This window comes from Dietzia sp. MNB45, from assembly GCF_051994785.1.
Taxonomy (GTDB): domain Bacteria; phylum Actinomycetota; class Actinomycetes; order Mycobacteriales; family Mycobacteriaceae; genus Dietzia; species Dietzia kunjamensis.
Map to the genome: position 1 here is coordinate 808,949 of NZ_CP163397.1, position 20,546 is coordinate 829,494.

The 20,546-nt window shown below is 70.8% G+C and carries 20 protein-coding genes and 4 tRNA genes; 14 read left to right on the forward strand and 10 right to left on the reverse strand.

The window, feature by feature from the left end:
* Positions 1-6: 6 nt before the first annotated feature.
* Positions 7-1,146: a hypothetical protein gene (locus tag AB5G72_RS03975; protein WP_440221055.1), complete on the reverse strand. Its 1,140-nt coding sequence runs from the start codon at positions 1,144-1,146 to the stop codon at positions 7-9.
* Between the two features lie 60 nt (positions 1,147-1,206).
* On the opposite strand from AB5G72_RS03975, the gene AB5G72_RS03980 reads away from it, so the two are divergent.
* The 4 genes from AB5G72_RS03980 (at position 1,207) to purM (ending at position 6,140) form a co-directional block, all read left to right on the forward strand.
* On the forward strand, positions 1,207-2,799 hold the full coding sequence (locus tag AB5G72_RS03980; protein ID WP_440221056.1) for an LssY C-terminal domain-containing protein: 1,593 nt from the start codon (positions 1,207-1,209) through the stop codon (positions 2,797-2,799).
* On the forward strand, positions 2,796-3,185 hold the full coding sequence (locus AB5G72_RS03985) for a sterol carrier family protein (protein ID WP_096905973.1): 390 nt from the start codon (positions 2,796-2,798) through the stop codon (positions 3,183-3,185). Before AB5G72_RS03980 ends, AB5G72_RS03985 begins: the two co-directional genes overlap by 4 nt.
* Positions 3,186-3,386: 201 nt before the next feature.
* On the forward strand, positions 3,387-5,018 hold the full coding sequence (gene purF, locus AB5G72_RS03990; RefSeq protein ID WP_069388590.1) for an amidophosphoribosyltransferase: 1,632 nt from the start codon (positions 3,387-3,389) through the stop codon (positions 5,016-5,018).
* A 39-nt stretch (positions 5,019-5,057) separates the two neighbouring features.
* Positions 5,058-6,140, forward strand: a complete 1,083-nt coding sequence (purM, locus tag AB5G72_RS03995) for a phosphoribosylformylglycinamidine cyclo-ligase (RefSeq protein ID WP_067712004.1) — start codon at positions 5,058-5,060, stop codon at positions 6,138-6,140.
* A gap of 146 nt (positions 6,141-6,286) precedes the next feature.
* Here the strand turns inward: purM and AB5G72_RS04000 are convergent, their stop codons facing one another.
* Together AB5G72_RS04000 and ygfZ are read right to left on the reverse strand one after the other, a co-directional pair.
* Entirely contained in the window at positions 6,287-6,472 is a 186-nt protein-coding gene (locus tag AB5G72_RS04000; RefSeq protein WP_067712007.1) for a DUF3073 domain-containing protein, read from the reverse strand.
* 170 nt (positions 6,473-6,642) lie between these two features.
* Complete coding sequence (ygfZ, locus tag AB5G72_RS04005) at positions 6,643-7,806, reverse strand: CAF17-like 4Fe-4S cluster assembly/insertion protein YgfZ (protein WP_185951252.1); 1,164 nt, start codon at positions 7,804-7,806, stop codon at positions 6,643-6,645.
* 39 nt (positions 7,807-7,845) lie between these two features.
* On the opposite strand from ygfZ, the gene AB5G72_RS04010 reads away from it, so the two are divergent.
* Positions 7,846-8,754 (forward strand): aminodeoxychorismate lyase, encoded by a 909-nt coding sequence (locus tag AB5G72_RS04010; protein WP_440221057.1) that lies wholly within the window; start codon positions 7,846-7,848, stop codon positions 8,752-8,754.
* Positions 8,755-8,782: 28 nt separating this feature from the next.
* Here the strand turns inward: AB5G72_RS04010 and AB5G72_RS04015 are convergent, their stop codons facing one another.
* The 4 genes from AB5G72_RS04015 to AB5G72_RS04030 all read right to left on the reverse strand — a co-directional run bounded on the left by AB5G72_RS04015 (position 8,783) and on the right by AB5G72_RS04030 (position 11,722).
* Entirely contained in the window at positions 8,783-9,472 is a 690-nt protein-coding gene (locus AB5G72_RS04015; protein WP_374210689.1) for an FABP family protein, read from the reverse strand.
* 119 nt (positions 9,473-9,591) lie between these two features.
* The gene (locus tag AB5G72_RS04020) at positions 9,592-10,092 is read right to left on the reverse strand and encodes a hypothetical protein (RefSeq protein ID WP_404850981.1); all 501 of its coding nucleotides are present in this window, start codon (positions 10,090-10,092) and stop codon (positions 9,592-9,594) included.
* Between the two features lie 48 nt (positions 10,093-10,140).
* Positions 10,141-10,971, reverse strand: coding sequence for a sulfurtransferase (locus tag AB5G72_RS04025; protein WP_067712016.1), 831 nt, complete (start codon positions 10,969-10,971; stop codon positions 10,141-10,143).
* Between the two features lie 10 nt (positions 10,972-10,981).
* Positions 10,982-11,722 (reverse strand): LmeA family phospholipid-binding protein, encoded by a 741-nt coding sequence (locus tag AB5G72_RS04030; RefSeq protein WP_440221058.1) that lies wholly within the window; start codon positions 11,720-11,722, stop codon positions 10,982-10,984.
* A gap of 82 nt (positions 11,723-11,804) precedes the next feature.
* Here AB5G72_RS04030 and AB5G72_RS04035 point away from each other — a divergent pair, with 82 nt between their 5' ends.
* From AB5G72_RS04035 to pstB, 6 genes are all read left to right on the forward strand, one after another.
* Positions 11,805-12,494, forward strand: a complete 690-nt coding sequence (locus AB5G72_RS04035) for a winged helix-turn-helix domain-containing protein (protein ID WP_067712021.1) — start codon at positions 11,805-11,807, stop codon at positions 12,492-12,494.
* A complete protein-coding gene (gene mshD / locus AB5G72_RS04040; RefSeq protein ID WP_440221059.1) occupies positions 12,491-13,477 on the forward strand; it encodes a mycothiol synthase in 987 nt (328 codons plus the stop codon). Before AB5G72_RS04035 ends, mshD begins: the two co-directional genes overlap by 4 nt.
* Before the next feature lie 254 nt (positions 13,478-13,731).
* Positions 13,732-14,838: a phosphate ABC transporter substrate-binding protein PstS gene (pstS, locus tag AB5G72_RS04045; RefSeq protein ID WP_440221461.1), complete on the forward strand. Its 1,107-nt coding sequence runs from the start codon at positions 13,732-13,734 to the stop codon at positions 14,836-14,838.
* 77 nt (positions 14,839-14,915) lie between these two features.
* Positions 14,916-15,968, forward strand: a complete 1,053-nt coding sequence (gene pstC, locus AB5G72_RS04050; protein ID WP_082923668.1) for a phosphate ABC transporter permease subunit PstC — start codon at positions 14,916-14,918, stop codon at positions 15,966-15,968.
* On the forward strand, positions 15,968-16,882 hold the full coding sequence (gene pstA / locus AB5G72_RS04055) for a phosphate ABC transporter permease PstA (RefSeq protein ID WP_067712026.1): 915 nt from the start codon (positions 15,968-15,970) through the stop codon (positions 16,880-16,882). The genes pstC and pstA overlap by 1 nt, the downstream gene beginning before the upstream one ends.
* Before the next feature lie 16 nt (positions 16,883-16,898).
* Positions 16,899-17,675, forward strand: coding sequence for a phosphate ABC transporter ATP-binding protein PstB (gene pstB / locus AB5G72_RS04060; protein WP_067712029.1), 777 nt, complete (start codon positions 16,899-16,901; stop codon positions 17,673-17,675).
* 95 nt (positions 17,676-17,770) lie between these two features.
* On the opposite strand, the gene phoU is transcribed toward pstB, so the two are convergent.
* The 3 genes from phoU to AB5G72_RS04075 all read right to left on the reverse strand — a co-directional run bounded on the left by phoU (position 17,771) and on the right by AB5G72_RS04075 (position 19,946).
* Positions 17,771-18,553, reverse strand: coding sequence for a phosphate signaling complex protein PhoU (phoU, locus tag AB5G72_RS04065; protein WP_067712032.1), 783 nt, complete (start codon positions 18,551-18,553; stop codon positions 17,771-17,773).
* Between the two features lie 77 nt (positions 18,554-18,630).
* Positions 18,631-19,809 (reverse strand): tRNA dihydrouridine synthase DusB, encoded by a 1,179-nt coding sequence (dusB, locus tag AB5G72_RS04070; RefSeq protein WP_440221060.1) that lies wholly within the window; start codon positions 19,807-19,809, stop codon positions 18,631-18,633.
* A 61-nt stretch (positions 19,810-19,870) separates the two neighbouring features.
* Positions 19,871-19,946, reverse strand: a tRNA-Lys gene (locus AB5G72_RS04075).
* 103 nt (positions 19,947-20,049) lie between these two features.
* On the opposite strand from AB5G72_RS04075, the gene AB5G72_RS04080 reads away from it, so the two are divergent.
* From AB5G72_RS04080 to AB5G72_RS04090, 3 genes are all read left to right on the forward strand, one after another.
* Positions 20,050-20,122, forward strand: a tRNA-Glu gene (locus AB5G72_RS04080).
* A gap of 163 nt (positions 20,123-20,285) precedes the next feature.
* Positions 20,286-20,362: transfer RNA gene (locus AB5G72_RS04085), tRNA-Asp, on the forward strand.
* 49 nt (positions 20,363-20,411) lie between these two features.
* Positions 20,412-20,485, forward strand: a tRNA-Phe gene (locus AB5G72_RS04090).
* Positions 20,486-20,546: the final 61 nt, after the last annotated feature.

Here is a 20,546-nt window from a genome sequence, read left to right on the forward strand (position 1 = left end):
CCGGGCCTACGGCAGCCCTCGTCGTCGTGCCCCCAGGTAGGCCTCCCGCGCGGCGAGGCCACGGACCACCTCGTCGAGCATAGGACGTACGAACCGTTCCTTGTGCGCGGCGTCGGAGGCCGCCGCGGCGGCCAGGTTGAGCGCGGAGAACGTCGCCAGCATCAGCGACACGCGCACGAGGGTGACGCTGACCGGGAGTCCGAACAGCAGCCCGCCCGGCTCGTCGGGAGGACGCAGCGTCCACCGGGTCTCGGTGATCTCGGGGACGGCGATCCACCCGAGGGTCACGAAGAACAGGAACACGAGCGTGGCGAACAGCGCCGCCTGGATCAGGGTCGCCAGCACGGGCACCAGCACCAGGTTCACCCGCTCGCCCGGACGCAGCGGGCGGTCCGGCGCGCGCCCGCCCAGGTCCTGGATGATGTCGTCGCGGGTGGAGATGCCCACCAGCAGCACGGTGAGCACCACCATGACGCCCAACACGGCGAACGTCCGCGGCCAGGACAGTTCGACCATGACCTGCCAGATCTCCACGCTGAAGAACAGGAACAGCACCGCCAGCATGAGGATCGGCAGCACCCTCGCCACCATCGGCCCCATGGTGGCCAGTTCCCGCCGCACGCGCCGCGCCGACCAGCGCATCAGCGAGCCCAGCCCCGTGTAGGTGCCCACCAGGACGCCCACCGCGAGCAGGACGGTGGTGCGGTACGAGGGGCCGTCGTGGGGGTCGAACACGACGTGGGGGACGACGACGAGGGCGATCAGTGCCCCGAGACCGATCGCCGAGCCGACCACCGGGCGCGCGCGACGGGCCGCCGTCGACACCAGCCATCCCACGAGTGGGGCGGCGACCCAGAGCGCGACCGCCAGCAGGAGGAGTTCGGCGATCGGCTCCGGGGCGTCGAGCAGATCCGGCTCCGCCCCCGGCCCGGCCCGCTCGAGCAACGCGATCATGTAGTCGTTCGACCGGTCCACGGCGGCGATCCCGGTGGCGGCCACCGCGAGCCCGGCGCCGAGGCCGGCGGAGCGGGGGAGCACCTCGCGGCGCCGCGTGGCCGGGGCGATCACGAGCGGCAACCCCAGGGCGCGCAGGTGGTCCTCGTGGGCGGTCAGACTGCTCGCGGGGGTGGGGTCGGGCGTGGGCACGCGCACATTCTCGCAGTGATCGGGCTCCGCACGGGACGGACCGGCGGCTATCGTCGATCCATGTCCACCAGCGAGCGCACGACGCCCGTCGCGGGCGGCGGCGCCGACCCGGCGGCTCCGGCCGTGACGGGAGTCCCCGTCGCGCCCGGCCGCCCGACCGAACCGCCCGTCTACGTCAGCCCGCCGACCAAGGTCCGCGACGACACGGTGCGGCCACCCCTGCCCGGGCTCGCGGTGGACACCGTGTTCTTCGCGGTCGCCACCCTGTCGGCGGGCTGGCTGGGCTGGCGGTTGCTGGGCGACGTCTGGCACCACACCTGGTGGCATCTGTTCCTGCTGATCCCGTTCTGGGCGCTGGTCGCCTACCTGGTGCTGCCGCGCCTGCAGACGCTCGTCACGTCGGTGTACGTGCCCGGGTACTTCATCGCCCGCACCCGCACCTCCGACGGGCTGCTGGGGGATCCGGTCAACCTCGCCGTCGACGGCACGGCCCGCCAGATCCACGAGGCGATGACCGCCTGCGGCTGGGTGCTGGCCGACGACATCACGGTCCGCTCCTCGTGGGGGATCATCATGTCCTCGGTCCTGCGTCGGTCCTACCCGTCGGCGCCGGTCAGTCCGTTGCGGCTCTTCGGTCGCCGGCAGTGCCTGGCGTATCAGCAGGAGGTCGAGGGCAACGCCGCGCAGCGCCACCACGTGCGCTTCTGGCGGTGCCCGGACGGGTGGCTGCTGCCCGGCGGGCACCGGGTGCAGTGGCTCGGCGCCGGCACCTACGACCGCGCGGTGGGCCTGTCGCTGTTCACCCTCCAGGTGACCCACAAGATCGACGCGGACATCGACGTCGAGCGCGACTACATCGTCGAGTCGATCCGGTACCACGTCCCCGGTGTGGGGGTCCGGGTGTTGGAGAACTTCTCGACCGGCTACCACTCCCGCAACGGCGGCGGTGACGCGATCCGCACCGACGGGGACCTGCCCGTGCTGGACCTGCGCACCGTGCCGGTGCCCGAGGCGTCGGCGGACGACCTGCCGCCGGGCGTGGTGCGCGCGGCCCGCGGGTTCGACGACCCGGTCGCCGAGGGCGGCGTCGCCTCGGGGGATCCGGACCGTCCGGCCGACGACGTCGCGCCCGACCCCGGCCACCTGCCGCGGCCGGCGGCGCTCACCGCGGGGTGCGCACTCGTCGCCGTCAGCGTCCTCGTGTTGACCGTGCTGGCGTTGCGCGACCTGCTGGGTGGGACGGACCTGGAGGAGTTCGCGGGGCTCGAGCAGTCCGAGGTGGTGCCGGCGGTCGTGGCGCTCGCGCTGTTCATCGGCGCGACCTACGGCGCGATGGGGGTTCTGGCACTGCTCACCTACCTGGGGTATGCCCGGCCGCGCGTGTGGTTGCTGACACTGACCGTGGTGAGCACCGTCTCCACCGAGTACGGGCGCGTGTCCACCGATGCCGAGCAGGACACGTTCCTCGGCGGGTACCCGGTCCTGGCGGTCAACGTCCTCATCATGTTGTTGCTCACGAGCCTGGCCGCGCGGACGTGGAGTCGGCGCACCGCCCAGGACCGTCGCGACCGCCGTCGGGGCGTGCGCACGGGCGCGCGGGGACTGCCGGCTGCCGAGGGCCCGGTCACCGTGGCGGCGGGGGATCCGACGTGAGCCGCGTCCCCGACGCCGCGGCGGTGCGCGCGGCCGTCGAGGCGGTGACACCGTGGCTCGACGACGACGACGAGGTGGCCGCCAGACCTGGTCGGTCCGCGTTGGCGGCGGCGGTCCGCGGCACCGTGGAGATCCTCGCGGCGGAGCTGCCGGGACGGTCGGTCGAGGTCCGGGTGCCGCCGTTCGCCGCGGCGCAGTGCGTGGAGGGGCCCCGGCACACCCGCGGCAGCCCCCCGAACGTCGTCGAGACGGACCCCCGCACCTGGCTGGAGTTGGCGACGGGCCGGCTCGACTGGGACTCGGCGATCTCCGAGGGCCGGGTGCGCGCCTCGGGGACCCGGGCGGCGGCGGTCGCCGCGGGGCTGCCGGTCGTCCGGCCGGGGTGAGGGGCCCGACCGGGTGCGGGGCTCAGCCGGGGGGTGGGGCTCGGTCGGGTGCCTCGTGACGGGGCGGGCGCGGACGCCCGGCGGAGGGGGGCTGCGCGCCGGACTTTGGGGCCGCGGGGGTCGGTGACCGTAGACTTGCAGGCGCACCGCCGGGGTCCGTCCGGGCGGACCGCCCCGAAAGTCGCGAGGGAGCACCAGCAGGTGGAGAGTACGTCGTCACGACCGGCACCGTCCGGGTCACTCCGCCGTCCCGGTGGCAGCTCCGCCGTCGGGCTCGGGCTGCCCGATCCGTCCGCCCCCGGCCCCGCAGGCCTGCCCGTCGACGCCGAGCGCATCGGCCCGGTCGAGGAATGCGGCGTCTTCGGCGTGTGGGCCCCCGGCGAGGACGTCGCCAAGCTCACCTACTACGGCCTGTACGCACTCCAGCACCGTGGCCAGGAGGCCGCCGGGATCGCCGTGGCGGACGGTGAGCAGGTCCTGGTCTACAAGGATCTCGGCCTGGTCAGTCAGGTCTTCGACGAGCAGACCCTCGAGTCGATGCACGGTCACGTGGCGATCGGCCACTGCCGCTACTCCACCACCGGCGCGGCGAGCTGGGACAACGCCCAGCCGATGTTCAGGCCGATCATCGACGGCGGTTCCGTCGTCCTCGGCCACAACGGCAACCTCGTCAACACGCAGGAACTCAAACGGCACGCGACGGACCTGGGGATCGGCGGGTACTCGGAGGAGAGCACCCACTCGGACTCCGACATCGTCTCGACCCTGCTGGCCCACGAGGCGCGCGACGGGGGACTCGAGGAGGCCGCGGCCCGTCTGCTGCCCCGGCTGCGCGGTGCCTACTGTCTCACCTTCTCCGACGAGAACACGCTCTACGCGGCCCGAGACCCGCACGGTGTCCGCCCGCTGGCGCTCGGCCGCCTCGAGCGCGGCTGGGTCGTCTCGTCGGAGACGTCGGCCCTGGACATCGTCGGCGCCTCGTTCGTCCGCGACATCGAGCCCGGCGAACTCATCGCGATCGACGCCGACGGCGTACGGTCCCGCAAGCTCTCGCCCCCGACCCCCAAGACGTGCGTGTTTGAGTACGTCTACCTCGCCCGTCCCGACTCGGTGATCAACCAGCGCCTGGTCAACTCCGCGAGGGTGGAGATCGGGCGCCGCCTGGCCCGCGAGCATCCCGCCGAGGGCGATCTGGTGATCCCGGTACCCGAGTCCGGCACCCCGGCCGCCGTCGGTTACGCGCAGGAGTCCGGGATCCCGTTCGCGCAGGGGCTGACGAAGAACGCCTACGTGGGCCGTACGTTCATCCAACCCAGCCAGACCATCAGGCAACTGGGGATCCGGCTCAAGCTCAACCCGCTGCGTGAGGTGATCCGCGGGCAGCGGCTCGTGGTGGTGGACGACTCGATCGTTCGGGGCAACACCCAGCGCGCCCTGGTCCGCATGTTGTACGAGGCCGGAGCCCGTGAGGTGCACGTCCGGATCGCCTCGCCGCCGGTGCGCTGGCCGTGCTTCTACGGGATCGACTTCGCCAGTCCCGCCGAGCTCATCGCCAACGGCGTCGATGCCTCGGACGGGATGCTCGAGGGGGTGCGCCGCGCCATCGGTGCGGACAGCCTCGGTTACGTCTCCGTCGAGGGGATGATCGAGGCCAGCGGCCAACGCGGCGACGAACTGTGCGCAGCGTGCTTCGACGGGCACTATCCCATCGAGCTTCCCGACGACTCGCCCATGAGCGCGGCCGTGCGCGCGCTGGCAGCCGAGGTCGACGGCCTCGAGGCCGATCGCTTCCCGGTCCGCAGTGACATCGCGGACCCCGTCCGCCGACCCTGAACGGGCGCCCGACCAGGGGCGCCGACGAGGAGAAACCACATGACCGACAACTCACACCCCCCGACCGGCGCCTCGTATGCCGCCGCGGGCGTCGACATCGACGCCGGCGAGCGCGCGGTGGAGCTGTTCGCCCCCCACGCCAAGCGGGCGACCCGGCCGGAGGTGATGGGAGGCCTCGGTGGATTCGCCGGCCTGTTCTCGCTGAAGAACACCTACCGGCAACCGCTCCTCGCGTCGTCCACGGACGGCGTCGGGACCAAGATCGCCGTCGCGCAGGCGATGGACGTCCACAACACGGTCGGTATCGATCTCGTCGCCATGGTCGTCGACGACCTCGTGGTGTGCGGTGCCGAGCCGCTGTTCCTGCAGGACTACATCGCCATCGGCAAGGTCGTCCCCGAGCACGTCGCGGACATCGTCGAGGGGATCGCGGAGGGCTGCGTCCGGGCCGGGTGCGCGCTGCTGGGCGGGGAGACGGCCGAGCACCCCGGTCTCATGGCCCCGGGGGAGTACGACATCTCCGCCACCGGTGTGGGGATCGTCGAGGCCGACGAGATCCTCCAGGCCGAGAAGGTCCGCCCCGGCGACGTGATCATCGGCATGGCCTCCTCGGGGCTGCACTCCAACGGGTACTCGTTGGCCCGGCACGTCCTCCTCGAGCTCGCCCGACTCCCGCTCGAGGGGCACGTCGAGGAGTTCGGACGGACCCTGGGTGAGGAGCTGCTCGAGCCGACGCGTATCTATGCGCTCGACTGCCTGAGCCTCATCGCGGAGACCGACGTCCGGGTCTTCAGCCACGTCACCGGCGGCGGGCTCGCCGAGAACCTCGCCCGGGTGATGCCCCGCGGCCTGGTCGCGCGCCTCGACCGGGGGCGCTGGCCCGTTCCCGCCGTCTTCGGCACCATCGCCCACCACGGCCGCGTCGAGCAGGCCGAGATGGAGCGCACGTTCAACATGGGGGTCGGGATGGTCGCCGTCCTGCCCGAGGAGGACGTGGACCGGGCCCAGGCCGTCCTCACCGCACGCCACGTCGAGAACTGGGTGATCGGGCGCGTGGAGAAGGCCGGCGAGGACGCCGACGCCCCCCGCGTGACACTCGAGGGTTCACACGCCCGATTCTGACCGTTCGCAGACGACAGCGACCCGGCCGGGGCAGTTCCGGCCGGGTCGCTGTGTCGTAGTGCGGTGTCCCGGCCAGTGTGACACGCGTGAGCCGGGCATCCTCGGGGATGCCCGGCCCACGTGGGTCTACCGGGAACGGGGGATGATCAGTACCTGGTGTCGCCGTCGGACCATGACCCGTAGGGGTCATCGTCCTCATCGGTGCTGAGCCGCGTCGGCGACCCTCCACCCGACAACTCCTGCTGGAGACGTTCTAGGTCCGTCTGCGGAGTGTTGTACTTGAGTTCGCGAGCGACCTTGGTCTGCTTCGCCTTCGCGCGGCCTCGGCCCATTGACCTGACCCCCTCGGAAACGGTGCTGGGCCACCTCGGGGGTGCCCATTGCAAGTGTGAGTATCTGCCTGTCCACAGGATAGCGTGCCCGGCGCGGAATGTCCGCCCGGGTGTCGAGGGAGTCGTCTCCGGCAGTGACCCGCGGGGGTGATCCGACCCCCGCGGGGGTGTCAGGCCTGGCCGCGGAGTCGGCGGATGGCCTCTCGTCCGGCCTGGGTCCCGGTGTCCTCCGGGGCGCTGTCCGGGTCGACGGCGGCGAGGACCCCGTCGATCTCGAGGGCGGCGTCGACGGCCACGGACCGCTTGAGCAGGGCGAGGGCCACCGGGCCGTCCTCGTGGTGCTGGACCACGGTCCCGACGCGTCCGACGGGGCGGCCGGCGGCGCGGACCTCGGCGCCCGGCACGGGCAGTTCGTCGCTGGCGGAGCCGTCCAACTGGAGTCGGACCAGGACCCGGGGCGACCGTCCGAGGTTGTGGACCCTGGACACGGTCTCCTGGCCGCGGTAGCACCCCTTGTCCAGGTGCACGGCGCCGCGCTGCGCCACATCGCCGATCCAGGTGGGGAGCTCGTGGGGGATGGTCTTCTCGTCGGTGTCCACCCCGAGGCGGCCGCGCGGCGGGGTCGTCCCCGCCGCCCGTAGGGCCTCGAACGCCCACGAACCCGCCGGACGCGCTCCCGCGGCGACCGCCGCGTCGAACCACGCGCTCAGTTCGGAGCGCGGGACCAGCAGGTCGATCGATCCGGTCAGGGGCCAGGGCATCCGCCGGGCCACACCGCCGCCCGGCAGCGGGATGCCGGCGTAGTCCCCGACCGGCAGGGTCACCTCGGTGCCGTCCGGGGCCTCGAGGGTGGCGGGGAGGGCGGCGCCGGTGAGGGTGAGGACGGCGAGGTCCGCGGTCTCCGGTGTCGCGTCGGCCCAGAACACCATCTTGGTGAGGAACTGCAGCAGGTCCGCTCCCCGGCCGGGTTCGGTGTCCACGACGAGCGTGCCGGCGACGTCGGCGAGGACCGCGTGGTGTTCCACCCGCCCGTTCGCGTCCAGCACCAGCGTCTCGGCGCCGCCACCGTCCGGGATCTCGGACACGTGCTGGGAGACGAAGCCCTCCAGCCAGGTCAGCCGCTCGCCGCCACCGATGGTCAGGACGTCCCGGTGGGAGCGGTCGACGACCACCGGCGCGGAGTCGGCCGCGCGCTGCTCCCCGAACGGGTCGCCATAGTGGTACGGCACCCCGACGTCGGGGGAGGTGTCGGCCTGGTTCACTGCTCCGGGGCGGGTCAGGATCGGGCTGCGGTAGCCGCTGTCGGTCCGCTCGGGCACAACTGGGTCGGTCACGATCGCGAGTCTACGTACCCCGCCGTAGTGTTGGGCGGCATGGGCACAGCAGTGGAAACGGGTACCGATCGGACTGACGACGCACGGGTGGTCGTCCTCGTCGCGGGCGGTCCGGAGGGGCCGCGTCCCCGGGTCCACCCGTCCGATCAGCCACTGTTGTTGGCCGACGACCTGGCCGCCGTCCGTGGCGACGGTTGCTTCGAGACACTCCTCGTCGTCGGTGGCCGCCCCGCCAAGCCGGAACGTCACCTGGCGAGACTCGCCAGATCAGCGGCCTCGCTGGGGCTGACCGGGCCGTCCCCGGAGCAGTGGCTGGCGGGCATCGACCTGGCCGCGCGCCGGTGGGGGCGGGACTCGGAGGCGATGCTGCGGTTGGTGCTGTCCCGCGGGCCCGAGCGCGGCGGGCGGGAGACGGCCTACATCACCGTCGCGCCCGTGAGCGGGGTGGCCCTGCGGGCGCGGGCCGAGGGAATCGCGGTGACGGCCCTCGGTCGGGGGTATGCGTCGGACGTCGCCGCGTCCGCCCCGTGGCTGCTGCTCGGATCCAAGACGCTGTCGTATGCGGCCAACATGGCGGCGCTGCGGCACGCCGCCGCGGCCGGGTTCGACGACGTGGTCTACCTGTCCTCCGACGGTGAGGTGCTGGAGGGCCCCCGTTCCACCGTGGTGATCGCCCGCGGCGGTGAGCTGGTGAGCCCTCCGGCGGAGGTGGGGATCCTCGAGGGCACCACCCTGGCGGCCATGGCGGAGATCGCCGGGGCCGAGGGTGTGCGCGTGCGGCGGGAGCGGCTGCTGCTGACCGACCTGTTGGCCGCGGACGCGGTGTGGCTGTTGTCCTCGGTGACCCTGTGTGCGCGGGTCCGCAGGGTCGACGATGTGACGCTGTCGACCGGGGACCCCGGGATCGATGTCGTCGGCATGGTCGACCGCGCGGTCGGCCGCGGGTGACGGGCCCCGCCACCCGGGCGGGGAACCGCTAGCCGGCTATCCGACGCAGTCGCGCGGACATGTGGGGCACCAGGCCCCGCTCCGGGTGGACGCGCTCCTCGACCCAGCCCAGGTCGCCACCCTCGACGATCCCGTAGATGCGCTTGGCGCCGCCACGCTTGGGTCCGGTGGGGGACGCGAGGACCACGTCGGTGGTCATCTCCCAGGCCGACTGACTGATCGGTGCGCCGTAGTACATCTCGATCACGCCGGACGCGTGGGCCACGAGGAACTCGAGCTGGTCATCCGCGGAGATCCGCCAGAATCCCGTCTCCCGGTAGGCCGCGTCGTCCACGGCGCCACCGGCGTCGAAGGTCCAGGCGCGGGAGGTCCAGGTCAGGTAGTTCTCGCCGTCATGGGCGACGATGAGTTGTTGGCCGAACCGGTGCTGGCCGCGGTCCTCGGTGTCGGCCTCGCCCTCACCCTCCCAGACGCCCACGAGCGGCAGCAGGGCCAGCAGACCCGGGTGCAGATCGGGGCCGAAGCGCAGGTTGGCGGTGTCCTCGGGGACCGGGAGTTCGGAGAACGGGGCGATGTTGCGACGGGCGGTCTCCTCCGACCGCTCCGCCGCGGCGTCGACGGCCGCGTTTCCGGATCCGGGCACGACCGACCGGCCGCCTCCCCCTGAGGGGGTGGGCGGCGCGGGGTCACCGGTGTTCGGCTGGTCGCGTTCCGTCACGACTCGTCGGTGACCGTGCGGTACACGATGTAGCAGGTGGCCCACAGGATGGCCAGCGTGCAGAGGACCAGGAGGATCTCGAAGAAGAGCACCATGGCCCAATCCTAACCCCGAGCCTCTCAGCCGAGTGAGACGCGGGCCTCGATCGAGTGGATGAGGCAGTCCTCGGAGGGCACGACGAAGTCCTCGCTGACCCGCGCGGTGACGCCCACGACGGTCGCCAGGGTGAAGTCCGCGTGCACGACGCCCTCGCGCCCCGGGGGGTCGACGGTGATGACGATGTCGCGGACCTCGCGGATCACCGAGTACTGCAGGTGCAGGTGGAGGTCCCACCGGAGCTGGTCCGCCCCGAACCCGGTCTTCAGGCCGTTCTCGCGACGGACACAGTCCTTCGCGAACGGCACACGGAACGCCGCGGCCGGGACCGTGAGCGCGGTGAGGTACATCCGAACGGCTGCCTCCCGCTCCTCGGGGGAGTAGGGGCCGGGGTGATCGGGCACGGCCGGGGTCGCCCCACGGCGTTGATCGATTCCCACGAGGACGGTGGAGGCGACCGCGGCGCCGACGGCGACGACGGAGGCTCGCCCGGCCATACCGAGCGCACGCGACAGGAGAGACATGGGATCGAGATTAGCCAGTCCCGCCGGCCGCCGGGGTGAACACGCGGCTCACCGCTCGACGGGGACCCCGATGAGGGAGCCGTACTCCACCCAGCTGCCGTCGTAGTTGACGACGTTCGGTTGATCGAGGAGCTCGTGGAGGACGAACCAGGTGTGGCTGGACCGCTCGCCGATCCGGCAGTACGTGACGACGCGCTGCCCGGGGGTGCCGAGAAGATCGGCGTAGATCTCGCGGAGCTCGGCGTCGGGCCGGAACGTACCGTCGCGGGTGACGGCTCGGTTCCACGGAATGCTCACCGCGCCGGGGATGTGCCCGCGCTGTCGGCCGCCCTCCTGGGGCAGGCCGGCCGGTGCGGCGAGCCGGCCGGTGAACTCGTCGACCGATCGCACGTCGACGAGCGCGTCACTGCCGAGGCCCGAGAGCACGTCCTCGCGGAACGCCCGGATCGACAGGTCCTGGGGCTCGGCGACGTACTCGGTCGCCGGGCGCTGCGGCAGCTCGGTCTCCAGTGGCAGGCCGTCCCGTTCCCAGCGCATACGGCCACCGTCGAGGAGGCGGACGTCGGGGTGCCCGTACAGCCGGAGGTACCAGTAGGCGTAGGCGGCGAACCAGTTGTGATTACCGCCGTAGACCACCACGGTGTGCTCGCGGGTGATGCCCCGAACGGACAGGAGTTCGCCGAACCGCTCACGGTCGACGAGATCGCGCGTGTACTCCTGCTGGAGTTCGGTTCGCCAGTTCAGCGCGACGGCACCGGGGATGTGCCCGTCGGAGTGGTAGGCCGTCACGTCCTCGTCGACCTCGAGGAAGACCACCGAGTCGTCGGCCAGGCGCGAGGAGGCCCAGCGGGTGCTGACCAGTACGTCGTCGCGACTCATGGGCCCGAGTCTAGAGGTCCGTCCGTGCGAGGCCGTCGAGCGGCGCGGTGCCGGGCCCGCCCTCACCGGCGGCGGTGATGGTGCCGCCCGTGATGCTGAGGGTCTCGACCGCCACGCCCAGCGGGAGGACGTCCGGTTCCAACGTCAGTGCCGTGCGGCGCAGGGCCAGCTCGCCGTCGCCGTCGGGGAACCCCGCCGGCCCGGTGGCGGGTGCCACGGGGACGAGGCGCGCGCCGAGGTCGTCGACGACGAGGTCGACGAACGCCGAGATGCGGACGTCGGATCCCTCGAGTGTCCCGGTGACCCGGGCCCGGGTCTCGGTACCCCCGGCGAGGCTCGGATCATCGGCCGCGCCGACCAGCACGTCCCGCATCCCCAGGGCCGGGCCGAGCGAGGCGCCGGTGATCTGCACCGAGACCGTCACCTCGCCGGCGGTCAGCGGTCCGGACGGGTCCTCCGGCACGGAGACGTCGGTGGCCACGGCCTCCACCGCGACGGGCCCGAGCCCGGGCCGGTCGACGCCCTCGACGCGGACCATCGCCGAGACGAGGGTGTCCGGGCCGGACCACCGCGATCCCGGCGACCCGCCGATCGTCACCGACGGGGGCCCGACACCAGCGGTTCCCGGGTCGATCCGGCCCGACAGGTCGGCCTCGATCCGTGAGGCGGACACCGTCTCCACGGTGAAGGCGCTGCCGGCCACGACGGCCACGGCGACAGCCGCGATGACGACGGGGCGGGGGAGTCTCATGGCCTTCAGGTGTACTCCAATCCCCGTTTCGGGGGTGCGGGTCGCTAGTATCGTCTCGGCCCCCGGACGGAGAGGAAGCGACATGGACGTAGTGCTCCTCGCAGCTGAAGCAGACCCGGAGGCGGTCATCCCCGCGCTGCCTCTACTCCCCCACTCGGTGCGTGTACTCCCACCGCTGGCGTCCTCGCTGGGGGATCTCTCCGGTGCGGCACTCGCGCTGGTCGACGCGCGGAGTGATCTCGCAGCGTCGCGGGCACTGTGCAGGCTGCTGTCCGGTGGCGGGGACCTCGCCGTCATCGCCGTCGTCTCCGAGGGTGGACTGATCGCCGTCAGCGGGGACTGGGGCCTCGACGACATACTCCTGCCGACCACCGGGCCGGCGGAGGTGGACGCCCGGTTCCGCCTCGCCGCCGCGCGACACTCGTCCCAGGGCGAGGCGGACGGTGGCCTCCTCACGGTCGGCGAGCTCGTCATCGACGAGGAGACCTACGTCGCCCGCGTCAAGGGGCGACCCCTGGATCTGACCTACAAGGAGTTCGAGCTCCTCAAGCACCTGTGCCAGCATCCCGGCCGGGTCTTCTCCCGCGCGCAGCTGCTCCAGGAGGTGTGGGGTTACGACTTCTTCGGCGGCACCCGGACCGTCGACGTCCACGTCCGACGACTGCGCGCGAAACTCGGTCCCGATCACGAGTCGCTCATCGGCACCGTCCGTAACGTCGGGTACAAAGCGGTCCGGCCGTCGGATCGCAGGGAGGACGGAGGCGACGCATGACAGTCACCGAACGCGCACCGGACGCGGGCGCCGCCGACCTCATCGAGGCGATGGCCCGGCAGGCGGAGTGGGTCGACGGGGTCGCACCCCTCGGTGAGCAGCCCCTCCGGGCCCTCCGCGGGTCGACCGACGGGGTTCGTCACTTCCTCGCGACCGCCGCCGACTCGCCCGCCGCCGACTCGGCCGGTGCCGCCACGGGCGGGGGTGCCGTCGACCCCGTGATCGTCGGCTACGCCCAGCTCGTCGGCGCGGGGGACGAGGCCACGGCGGAACTGGTCGTGGACCCCTCGCACCGGCGCCGGGGGCACGGGAGCGCCCTCGTCCGCGCGGTCCTCGAAGCCGAGCCCGGCGCCGCGATGTGGGCGCACGGTGACATGCCGTCCGCGCGGGCCCTGGCAGAGGGCCTCGGGCTGGCGCGGACACGCGAACTGCTGAAGATGCGCCGGCGCGCCGCCGGCGGGCCCGCGCTTCCGGATCCGCACCCGCCCGGGGGGATCGAGACCGGAACCCTCGCCGAGGCCGCGTCGGAGGGCGGGTCGCGGTGGCCGGGGATGGACACCCGGGAGGAGTTCCTCCGCGTGAACAACGCCGCGTTCTCGTGGCATCCGGAACAGGGGGGCTGGACGCGAGAGCAGCTCGACGACCGGCTCGGCGTCGACTGGGTGGATCCCGGCGCGGTCTTCCTCGCCGTGGATGCCGCGGGCGAGACGCCGCGGCTGGCCGGGTTCCACTGGACGAAGACCGTCGCCGAGCCCGGGCAGCCGGTCGAGGGCGAGGTCTACGTGGTCGCCGTGGACCCGTCTGACCAGGGCAGGGGCCTGGGCGGTCTGCTCACCGCCGTCGGGGTCGAGCACCTCGAGGGCCGGGCCGGGGCGGAATCGGTCGTCCTCTACGTGGAGGGCGACAACCTCCCGGCCATCCACACCTACGAGAGGCTCGGTTTCGCCGTCGAGCACCGAGACGTGACGTACGCCTCACGCTGAATTCCGCGGCGGTCCGGAGACGAGATCTCAGGATCACCCCAGGTGGGGTACCGCGGGGGGGAGAAACGTCTGTCCGGGTGAACAACCCATGACCAGGGAGTTCATCTCGGGTTCACCTACGTCCTCGGCGTTGTTCACGTCCGCACCCTAGGTTCTCTCCACGTCGGATCGGCGCGTCCCGGTCCGGCCCTGCGACCCAGTCGCCGACAACGTGACCCGGTGGAGGTCTCCACCGGATGAACCAAGGAGATTTTGTGGACCTCAAGCGCACCGGTGCCCTGCTCGGGCTGGCCGCCCTGACGACGGCCGGACTGGCCGCCTGCTCCGATGACAACGCGGGGACCAACGACACCGCCCAGAACGTCGCGGGCGTCGAGTGCGAGGGGAAGCCCAACCTCAATGCCTCGGGATCCTCGGCGCAGAACAACGCCATGACGATCTTCGCCAACTCCTACGCCACGAGTTGTGAGGGACAGACCATCGACTACAACTCCAACGGCTCCGGCGCCGGCGTGAAGGAGTTCATCGGTGGACAGACCGACTTCGGCGGTTCCGACTCGGCGCTGAAGGAGGACGAGTACCCCCGGGCCGAGCAGCGCTGTGAGAGCCCCGCGTGGAACCTTCCGGCGGTCTTCGGTCCGATCGCGGTGGCCTACAACCTCGACGGGGTCGAGCTCAGCCTGTCGGGCTCCACCATCGCCCAGATCTTCAACGGCGAGATCACCACGTGGAACGACCCGGCCATCGCCGCGGAGAACGAGGGAGTGGAGCTCCCCGAGCAGGACATCACCGTGATCTTCCGCTCCGACGAGTCGGGTACGACCGACAACTTCCAGAAGTACCTCGTGGCCGCGTCCGACGGCGCGTGGACCCAGGAGGCCGGCAAGACGTTCAACGGCGGCGTCGGCGAGGGCGCCAAGGGCAACGAGGGCGTCTCGGCCGCGATCGGCCAGACCCCGGGGACCATCACCTACACCGAGTGGTCCTACGCCAAGAACCAGGGCCTGTCGATGGCCAAGGTCATCACGCCGGCGGACGCCGAGGGCGTGGAGCTCAACGCCGAGACCGCGGGCACGACCATCGACTCCGCCAAGCTGCAGAACGAGGGGACCAACGACCTGGTGATCGACACCTCGTCCTTCTACGTCCCGGAGGCCGCGGGGGCCTACCCGATCCTCATGCCGACCTACGAAATCGTCTGCTCCGAGTACCCCGACGCCGAGACCGCTGCTGCGGTCAAGGCCTTCCTGAACGTCGCCGTCTCCGAGTCCGTGCAGGGTGAGCTCGAGGGCGAGGGTTACATTCCGGTTCCCGACGCCTTCCGTGGCAAGCTGACTGACGCGATCGACGCGATCAAGTGATAGCCCGGTCGCTGTCCCCGTCCGCGGACGGGGACAGCGACCGACCTCATACAGACCCCCGGAAGACTGAAGGTCCCATGACTGTGCACGACTCCGTCGAACGAGACGTCGACAAGACCGCCGGCCGCCGCGGTGAATGGTCGGAGGACGACCACCCGGGGGCCGGGGGCCGGGGAGACGGCCCACGGGGCCTGCTCACCAACGGGTCGTCCCGGAATATCGACTCCGTCTTCCGGTCGGTCACGGTCGCGGCGGGCGCGATCATCGTCGGGCTCATCGCGCTGATCGGCATCGTGCTGGTCCTCCAGGCGGTGCCCTCCATCCTCCAGGACCAGGTCAACTTCTTCACCAGTTCCGAGTGGAACACGACCGATCCCGACAACCTGAGGTTCGGCATCCTCGACCTGTTGAAGGTCACGGTCCTGAGCTCGGTCTTCGCACTGCTGCTCGCGGTGCCCGTCGCGATCGGGATCGCGACGTTCCTCGTCCAGTACGCGCCACCCCGGATCTCCCGGGCGCTGTCGGCGATGATCGACCTGCTGGCGGCCGTCCCGTCGATCGTGTACGGGATGTGGGGACTCATCGTCCTCGGCCCGTGGATCACCCCCTTCGCCACCTGGCTCAACGAGAACCTGGGGTGGTTCTTCCTCTTCGCCGACGGGAACGTCTCGATCGCCGGAGGCGGGACCATCTTCACCGCGGGCATCGTGCTCGCGATCATGATCCTCCCGATCATCACCTCGATGTCCCGCGAGACGATCCGTCAGACCCCGTCGTTGCACCAGGAGGCCGCTCTGGCACTCGGCGCGACGAAGTGGGAGAAGATCCGGATGACGTGCTTCCCCTACGCCAAATCGGGCATGATCGCCGGGTCGATGCTCGCCCTCGGCAGAGCGCTCGGTGAGACGGTGGCGGTGCTCATCATCCTCCGTGCCTCGAGCTCGGCCAGCGGCCTCTCCCTGTTCGACGGGGGCTTTACGTTCGCGTCCAAGATCGCTTCCGGGTCCGCGGAGTTCAACAACCCGATGTCGACCGGGGCCTACATCGCCGCCGGGCTCGTGCTCTTCCTCCTCACGTTCATCGTCAATCTCATCGCGCGCTCGGTGTCCGGTGGAAAGGTCAACGGCTGATGTCCCAGGTAACCCCCGACCTCGCACGGCCGGCCAAGCCGTCCGAGACCTTCCTCCCCGTCTCCGGTGGGCGGAAGGCGAAGAACTCCGTGGCGACGGTCGTGTTCACCCTGTCGTTCATCGTCGCGGTGATCCCGTTGATCGCGCTGCTCTACAAGGTGGTCTCCGCGGGGGCCGAGGCGATCATCAACCCGAACTGGTGGACGAACTCGCTCTTCCTGGTATCGCCGTCGTCGCTCGCCGGCGGCGTCGGTCACGCCATCTACGGCAGCCTCGTCCAGGCGCTCATCGCGGCCGTCATCTCGATCCCTCTGGGTATCGCCGCCGGCATCATGCTCGTGGAGTATCCCGACTCCACGCTGGCGCGACCCACCACCCTCATGGTGGACGTCCTCGCCGGCGTCCCCTCGGTGGTCGCGGCGATCTTCATCTTCGGCATCTGGATCACGATGCTGCAGTTCGAGTTGAGCGCCTTCGCTGTGGGACTCGCGTTGGTCCTGCTCATGATCCCGCTGATCGTCCGCTCCACCGAGGAGATGCTCAAGCTCGTCCCGGATGAGTTGCGTGAAGCCTCGTACGCGTTGGGGGTGCCCAAGTGGAAGACCATCACCAGCGTGGTCATCCCCACCGCGCTGTCGGGGATGATCTCGGGCATCTTCCTGGCGCTCGCCCGGGTGATGGGGGAGACCGCGCCCGTGCTGATCCTGGTGGGGTACACCGCGAGCTACAACTACGACCTCTTCCAGGGCAACATGGCCTCGCTGCCACTGCTGATCTACAACCAGCTGTCCAACCCCAACGACGCCGGTCAGTACCGCATCTGGGGCGCGGCCCTCACGCTCATCCTCATCATCGCGCTCGCGAACGTTCTCGCGGCGTTCGCTTCCAAGGCGCTCGCGCCGAAGACCAAGTAAGGACACATCGGTTCAGATGGCAAAGCGACTCGACCTCGAGAACGTCGATATCTTCTACGGTGACTTCCACGCGGTGAAGGACGTCGACCTCCACGTCCCGCCCCGGTCCGTGACCGCGTTCATCGGCCCTTCCGGATGTGGCAAGTCCACCGTCCTGCGCTCCCTCAACCGGATGCACGAGGAGATCGCCGGGGCCTACGTCAAGGGCTCCATCAAGCTCGACGGTGTGGACATCTACGACAAGAAGATCGACCCCGTCGCCGTCCGGCGGACCATCGGGATGGTCTTCCAGCGCCCCAACCCGTTCCCCACGATGTCGATCAAGGAGAACGTGGTCGCGGGGCTCAGGCTCCAGGGCGTCAAGAACAAGAAGACCCTCGACGAGGTCGCCGAGAAGTCGCTGCGCGGTGCGAATCTCTGGAACGAGGTGAAGGACCGCCTCGACAAGCCCGGTGGTGGGCTCTCCGGCGGCCAGCAGCAGCGTCTGTGCATCGCCCGCGCGATCGCCATCGAGCCGCAGGTACTGCTGATGGATGAACCCTGTTCCGCGCTGGACCCGATCTCGACACTGGCCGTGGAGGACCTCATCGCCGAGCTCAAGAACGAGTTCACGATCGTGATCGTCACCCACAACATGCAGCAGGCCGCCCGCGTGTCCGATCAGACCGCGTTCTTCTCCCTCGAGGCCACCGGCATGCCGGGTCAACTGGTCGAGGTCAACTCCACGGAGAAGATCTTCTCCAACCCGGACAACAAGCAGACCGAGGACTACGTGTCCGGCCGTTTCGGCTGACCCGTCCCGGCGCTCACACGGACGTCACTGCCCCGGTACAGGCCTTGAGGCCGGCACCGGGGCAGTGACGTTCCCCCACGTCAGGTCGCGGTGTGTCAAGAGTCCCCGGCGGTGCCGTCCCGGCCCGTGGCCTCGTGGCGGGCGATGCGCTCCTTGAAGGTCCGGTCCGTCTCGTTGAACTGGCGCACCAGTTCCTCGCTGGAGGGGGAGGGGCGCTCGGGGTCGTCCTCGGGGACGGTGGCGTACTCGCCGGTCGCCAGGAAGATCACGCGCTGGGCGACCTCTACGGCGTGGTCGGCGAAGCGCTCGTAGTACCTGCCCAGGAGGGTGACGTCGACCGCGCAGGCGACGCCCCACTTCCACTCCCGGACGGTGAGCAGGGTGAACAGATGGCGCCGGAGGTCGTCGACGGCATCATCCTGCCGTGCCAGCGTGGCCGCCTGCTCGGCATCACGGTTGAGGAGGACCTCGGTGGCGGAGCGCCCCAGTGAGACCGCCACCCGGCCCATCTCGGCGAGGTAGCCGTTGACGGGCTCCGGCAGGACCGGCTCGGGATGGCGACGGCGGACGATCTTGGCGACGTGTCCGGCGAGGGTGCCCATCCGGACGAGGTCCTGCACGAGCTGGATCGACGTGACCACCTGTCGCAGGTCCCGCGCGACGGGCGCCTGGAGGGCGAGCAGGGCGAAACCCCGCTCCTCGTTCTCGGTCGCCAGCCTGGACATCTCCGTCGCGGACTCCAGGACCTTCTCCGCGGCGACGAGGTCGACCTGGAGCAGGGCGTGGGTCGCCAGCTCCATGTCATCGGTCGCGAGGGAGCACATCCGGGCCATGGACGTGGCCAGGCCCGCGAGTTCTTCGGAGTAGACAAGACGCATGTTGCCAGAATACGCGCATGTCAGGGCGGTCACCGCCGGTGCGGTGAACGACCGGTGAACATTCGTCCGCGGCGGGCTCAGCCGCCCGAGTTCTCGGCGTCCGCGCCCTCGAGCGCGGTGGCGTCGTCTTCCGGGTCATCGAGCCAGCCCTCGGGCAGCAGCACCTTGGAGGGGGAGCCCTGACGCCCCCGCGGTCCGTACCCGTCGGCCGGGAAGGGCTCGTCGGCGGGAAGGTCCGCGAGCAGCTCGGCCAGGTCGTCCAGGGTGCGGACGGCGGACAGGCCGACCCGTTTCTCCGATCCGGCCGGGAAGCCCCGGAGGTACCACGCGACGTGCTTGCGGATGTCGCGCATCCCCTTGTTCTCGCCGTGGTGCTGCGCGAGGAGTTCGCCGTGGCGGTACATGATGCGCGCGACCTCGCCCAGCGCGGGCGGGGTCGGCGCCTCACGACCGTCCAACCGTGCGGCCAGTTCGGAGAAGAGCCACGGACGGCCGAGGCAACCGCGGCCGATCACCACGCCCGCGCAGCCGGTCTGTTCACGCATCCGCACGGCGTCCTCGGCGGAGAAGATGTCGCCGTTCCCCAGCACCGGCACATCCGAGACCGCGCCGACGTGCTCGACGAGCCGGGAGATCTGCGACCAGTCCGCCTCCCCGGAGTACCGCTGGGCGGCCGTCCGTGCGTGGAGCGCGACGGCCTGCGCGCCCTCCTCGACGGCGATGCGGCCGGCGTCGAGATGGGTGTGGTGGGCGTCGTCGATGCCGACGCGCATCTTCACCGTCACCGGGATGTCGGTGCCCTCGGTGGCGCGGACCGCCGCGGCGACGATCGAGCGGAACAACCGGCGCTTGTAGGGGATGGCGGACCCGCCACCGCGTCTGGTGACCTTGGGCACGGGGCACCCGAAGTTGATGTCGATGTGATCGGCCAGGTCCTCGTCGACGATCATCTTGGCGGCCGCGTAGGTGTACTCGGCGTCGACCGTGTACAGCTGCAGACTGCGCGGCGACTCGTCCGGGGCGAAGGTGGCCATGTGCAGCGTCCCGGGCTGGCGTTCCACCAGGGCGCGGGCGGTGACCATCTCGCAGACGTACAGGCCGGACACCGAACCCTGCTGGTCACGCTCGATCTCGCGGCAGAGCGTGCGGAACGCGACGTTGGTGACCCCGGCCATCGGCGCCAGGACGACGGGGGACGCGAGCTCCAGGGGGCCGATGCGCAGTGCGGGGGCCGCGGCGGCGGTGGGTGCGGACATGACCCCGATTCTCCCAGCGGGGCGCGAGCAGGTCCAATGGGCCCGCGCGCCGGGCGGTACATGGTGCCCCCAGTCGGGCTCGAACCGACGACCTGCGGATTAAAAGTCCGTAGCTCTACCAACTGAGCTATAGGGGCGAGGGTCACGATACCGTCCTCGTGTGCGGTTGGTTTATCCGCCCGGTGGGCGGTGCCCTACACTGGACCCCGCTGCGGACCGGGGCACCCGGACGTGGCGTGGGCCCCCTTCGTTTAGCGGCCTAGGACACCGGCCTTTCACGCCGGCAGCGCGGGTTCGAATCCCGTAGGGGGTACACATGGTCGAGGTCCCGGTCACCGTCAGGTGGCCGGGACCTCGTGCATTCATGGCCCGCGTGCTTCTGTCGCGACTCTGACGTGTTCGGATACGGCTGGCAGGGGGCCGATTTGCGCAAAGGTCGGGCGGTCCACTAGTGTTCTTTCTCGTGCGAAGAGCACGGCCCTGTGGCGCAGTTGGTTAGCGCGCCGCCCTGTCACGGCGGAGGTCGCGGGTTCGAGTCCCGTCAGGGTCGCCAGAGACATACCGGCGCATTCGGTGTTCACCGGGTGCGCCGGTGGTCTTAGGGCCAGGTAGCTCAGTTGGTACGAGCGTCCGCCTGAAAAGCGGAAGGTCGTCGGTTCGATCCCGACTCTGGCCACAACACCGACGAACGCGTCGGAGGGAACCCCCTCCGGCGCGTTCGTCGTTTCGGGGAACGT

Excerpts from the sequence above, each read along its gene's own strand:
- AB5G72_RS03980 (WP_440221056.1), top strand. The coding sequence starts at position 1,207 with ATGTCCACCAGCGAGCGCACGACGCCCGTCGCGGGCGGCGGCGCCGAC.
- purM (WP_067712004.1), top strand. The coding sequence starts at position 5,058 with ATGACCGACAACTCACACCCCCCGACCGGCGCCTCGTATGCCGCCGCG.
- AB5G72_RS04000 (WP_067712007.1), bottom strand. The coding sequence starts at position 6,472 with ATGGGCCGAGGCCGCGCGAAGGCGAAGCAGACCAAGGTCGCTCGCGAA.
- AB5G72_RS04010 (WP_440221057.1), top strand. The coding sequence starts at position 7,846 with ATGGGCACAGCAGTGGAAACGGGTACCGATCGGACTGACGACGCACGG.
- AB5G72_RS04020 (WP_404850981.1), bottom strand. The coding sequence starts at position 10,092 with ATGTCTCTCCTGTCGCGTGCGCTCGGTATGGCCGGGCGAGCCTCCGTC.
- AB5G72_RS04025 (WP_067712016.1), bottom strand. The coding sequence starts at position 10,971 with ATGAGTCGCGACGACGTACTGGTCAGCACCCGCTGGGCCTCCTCGCGC.
- AB5G72_RS04030 (WP_440221058.1), bottom strand. The coding sequence starts at position 11,722 with ATGAGACTCCCCCGCCCCGTCGTCATCGCGGCTGTCGCCGTGGCCGTC.
- AB5G72_RS04035 (WP_067712021.1), top strand. The coding sequence starts at position 11,805 with ATGGACGTAGTGCTCCTCGCAGCTGAAGCAGACCCGGAGGCGGTCATC.
- mshD (WP_440221059.1), top strand. The coding sequence starts at position 12,491 with ATGACAGTCACCGAACGCGCACCGGACGCGGGCGCCGCCGACCTCATC.
- pstC (WP_082923668.1), top strand. The coding sequence starts at position 14,916 with ATGACTGTGCACGACTCCGTCGAACGAGACGTCGACAAGACCGCCGGC.
- pstA (WP_067712026.1), top strand. The coding sequence starts at position 15,968 with ATGTCCCAGGTAACCCCCGACCTCGCACGGCCGGCCAAGCCGTCCGAG.
- pstB (WP_067712029.1), top strand. The coding sequence starts at position 16,899 with ATGGCAAAGCGACTCGACCTCGAGAACGTCGATATCTTCTACGGTGAC.
- phoU (WP_067712032.1), bottom strand. The coding sequence starts at position 18,553 with ATGCGTCTTGTCTACTCCGAAGAACTCGCGGGCCTGGCCACGTCCATG.
- dusB (WP_440221060.1), bottom strand. The coding sequence starts at position 19,809 with ATGTCCGCACCCACCGCCGCCGCGGCCCCCGCACTGCGCATCGGCCCC.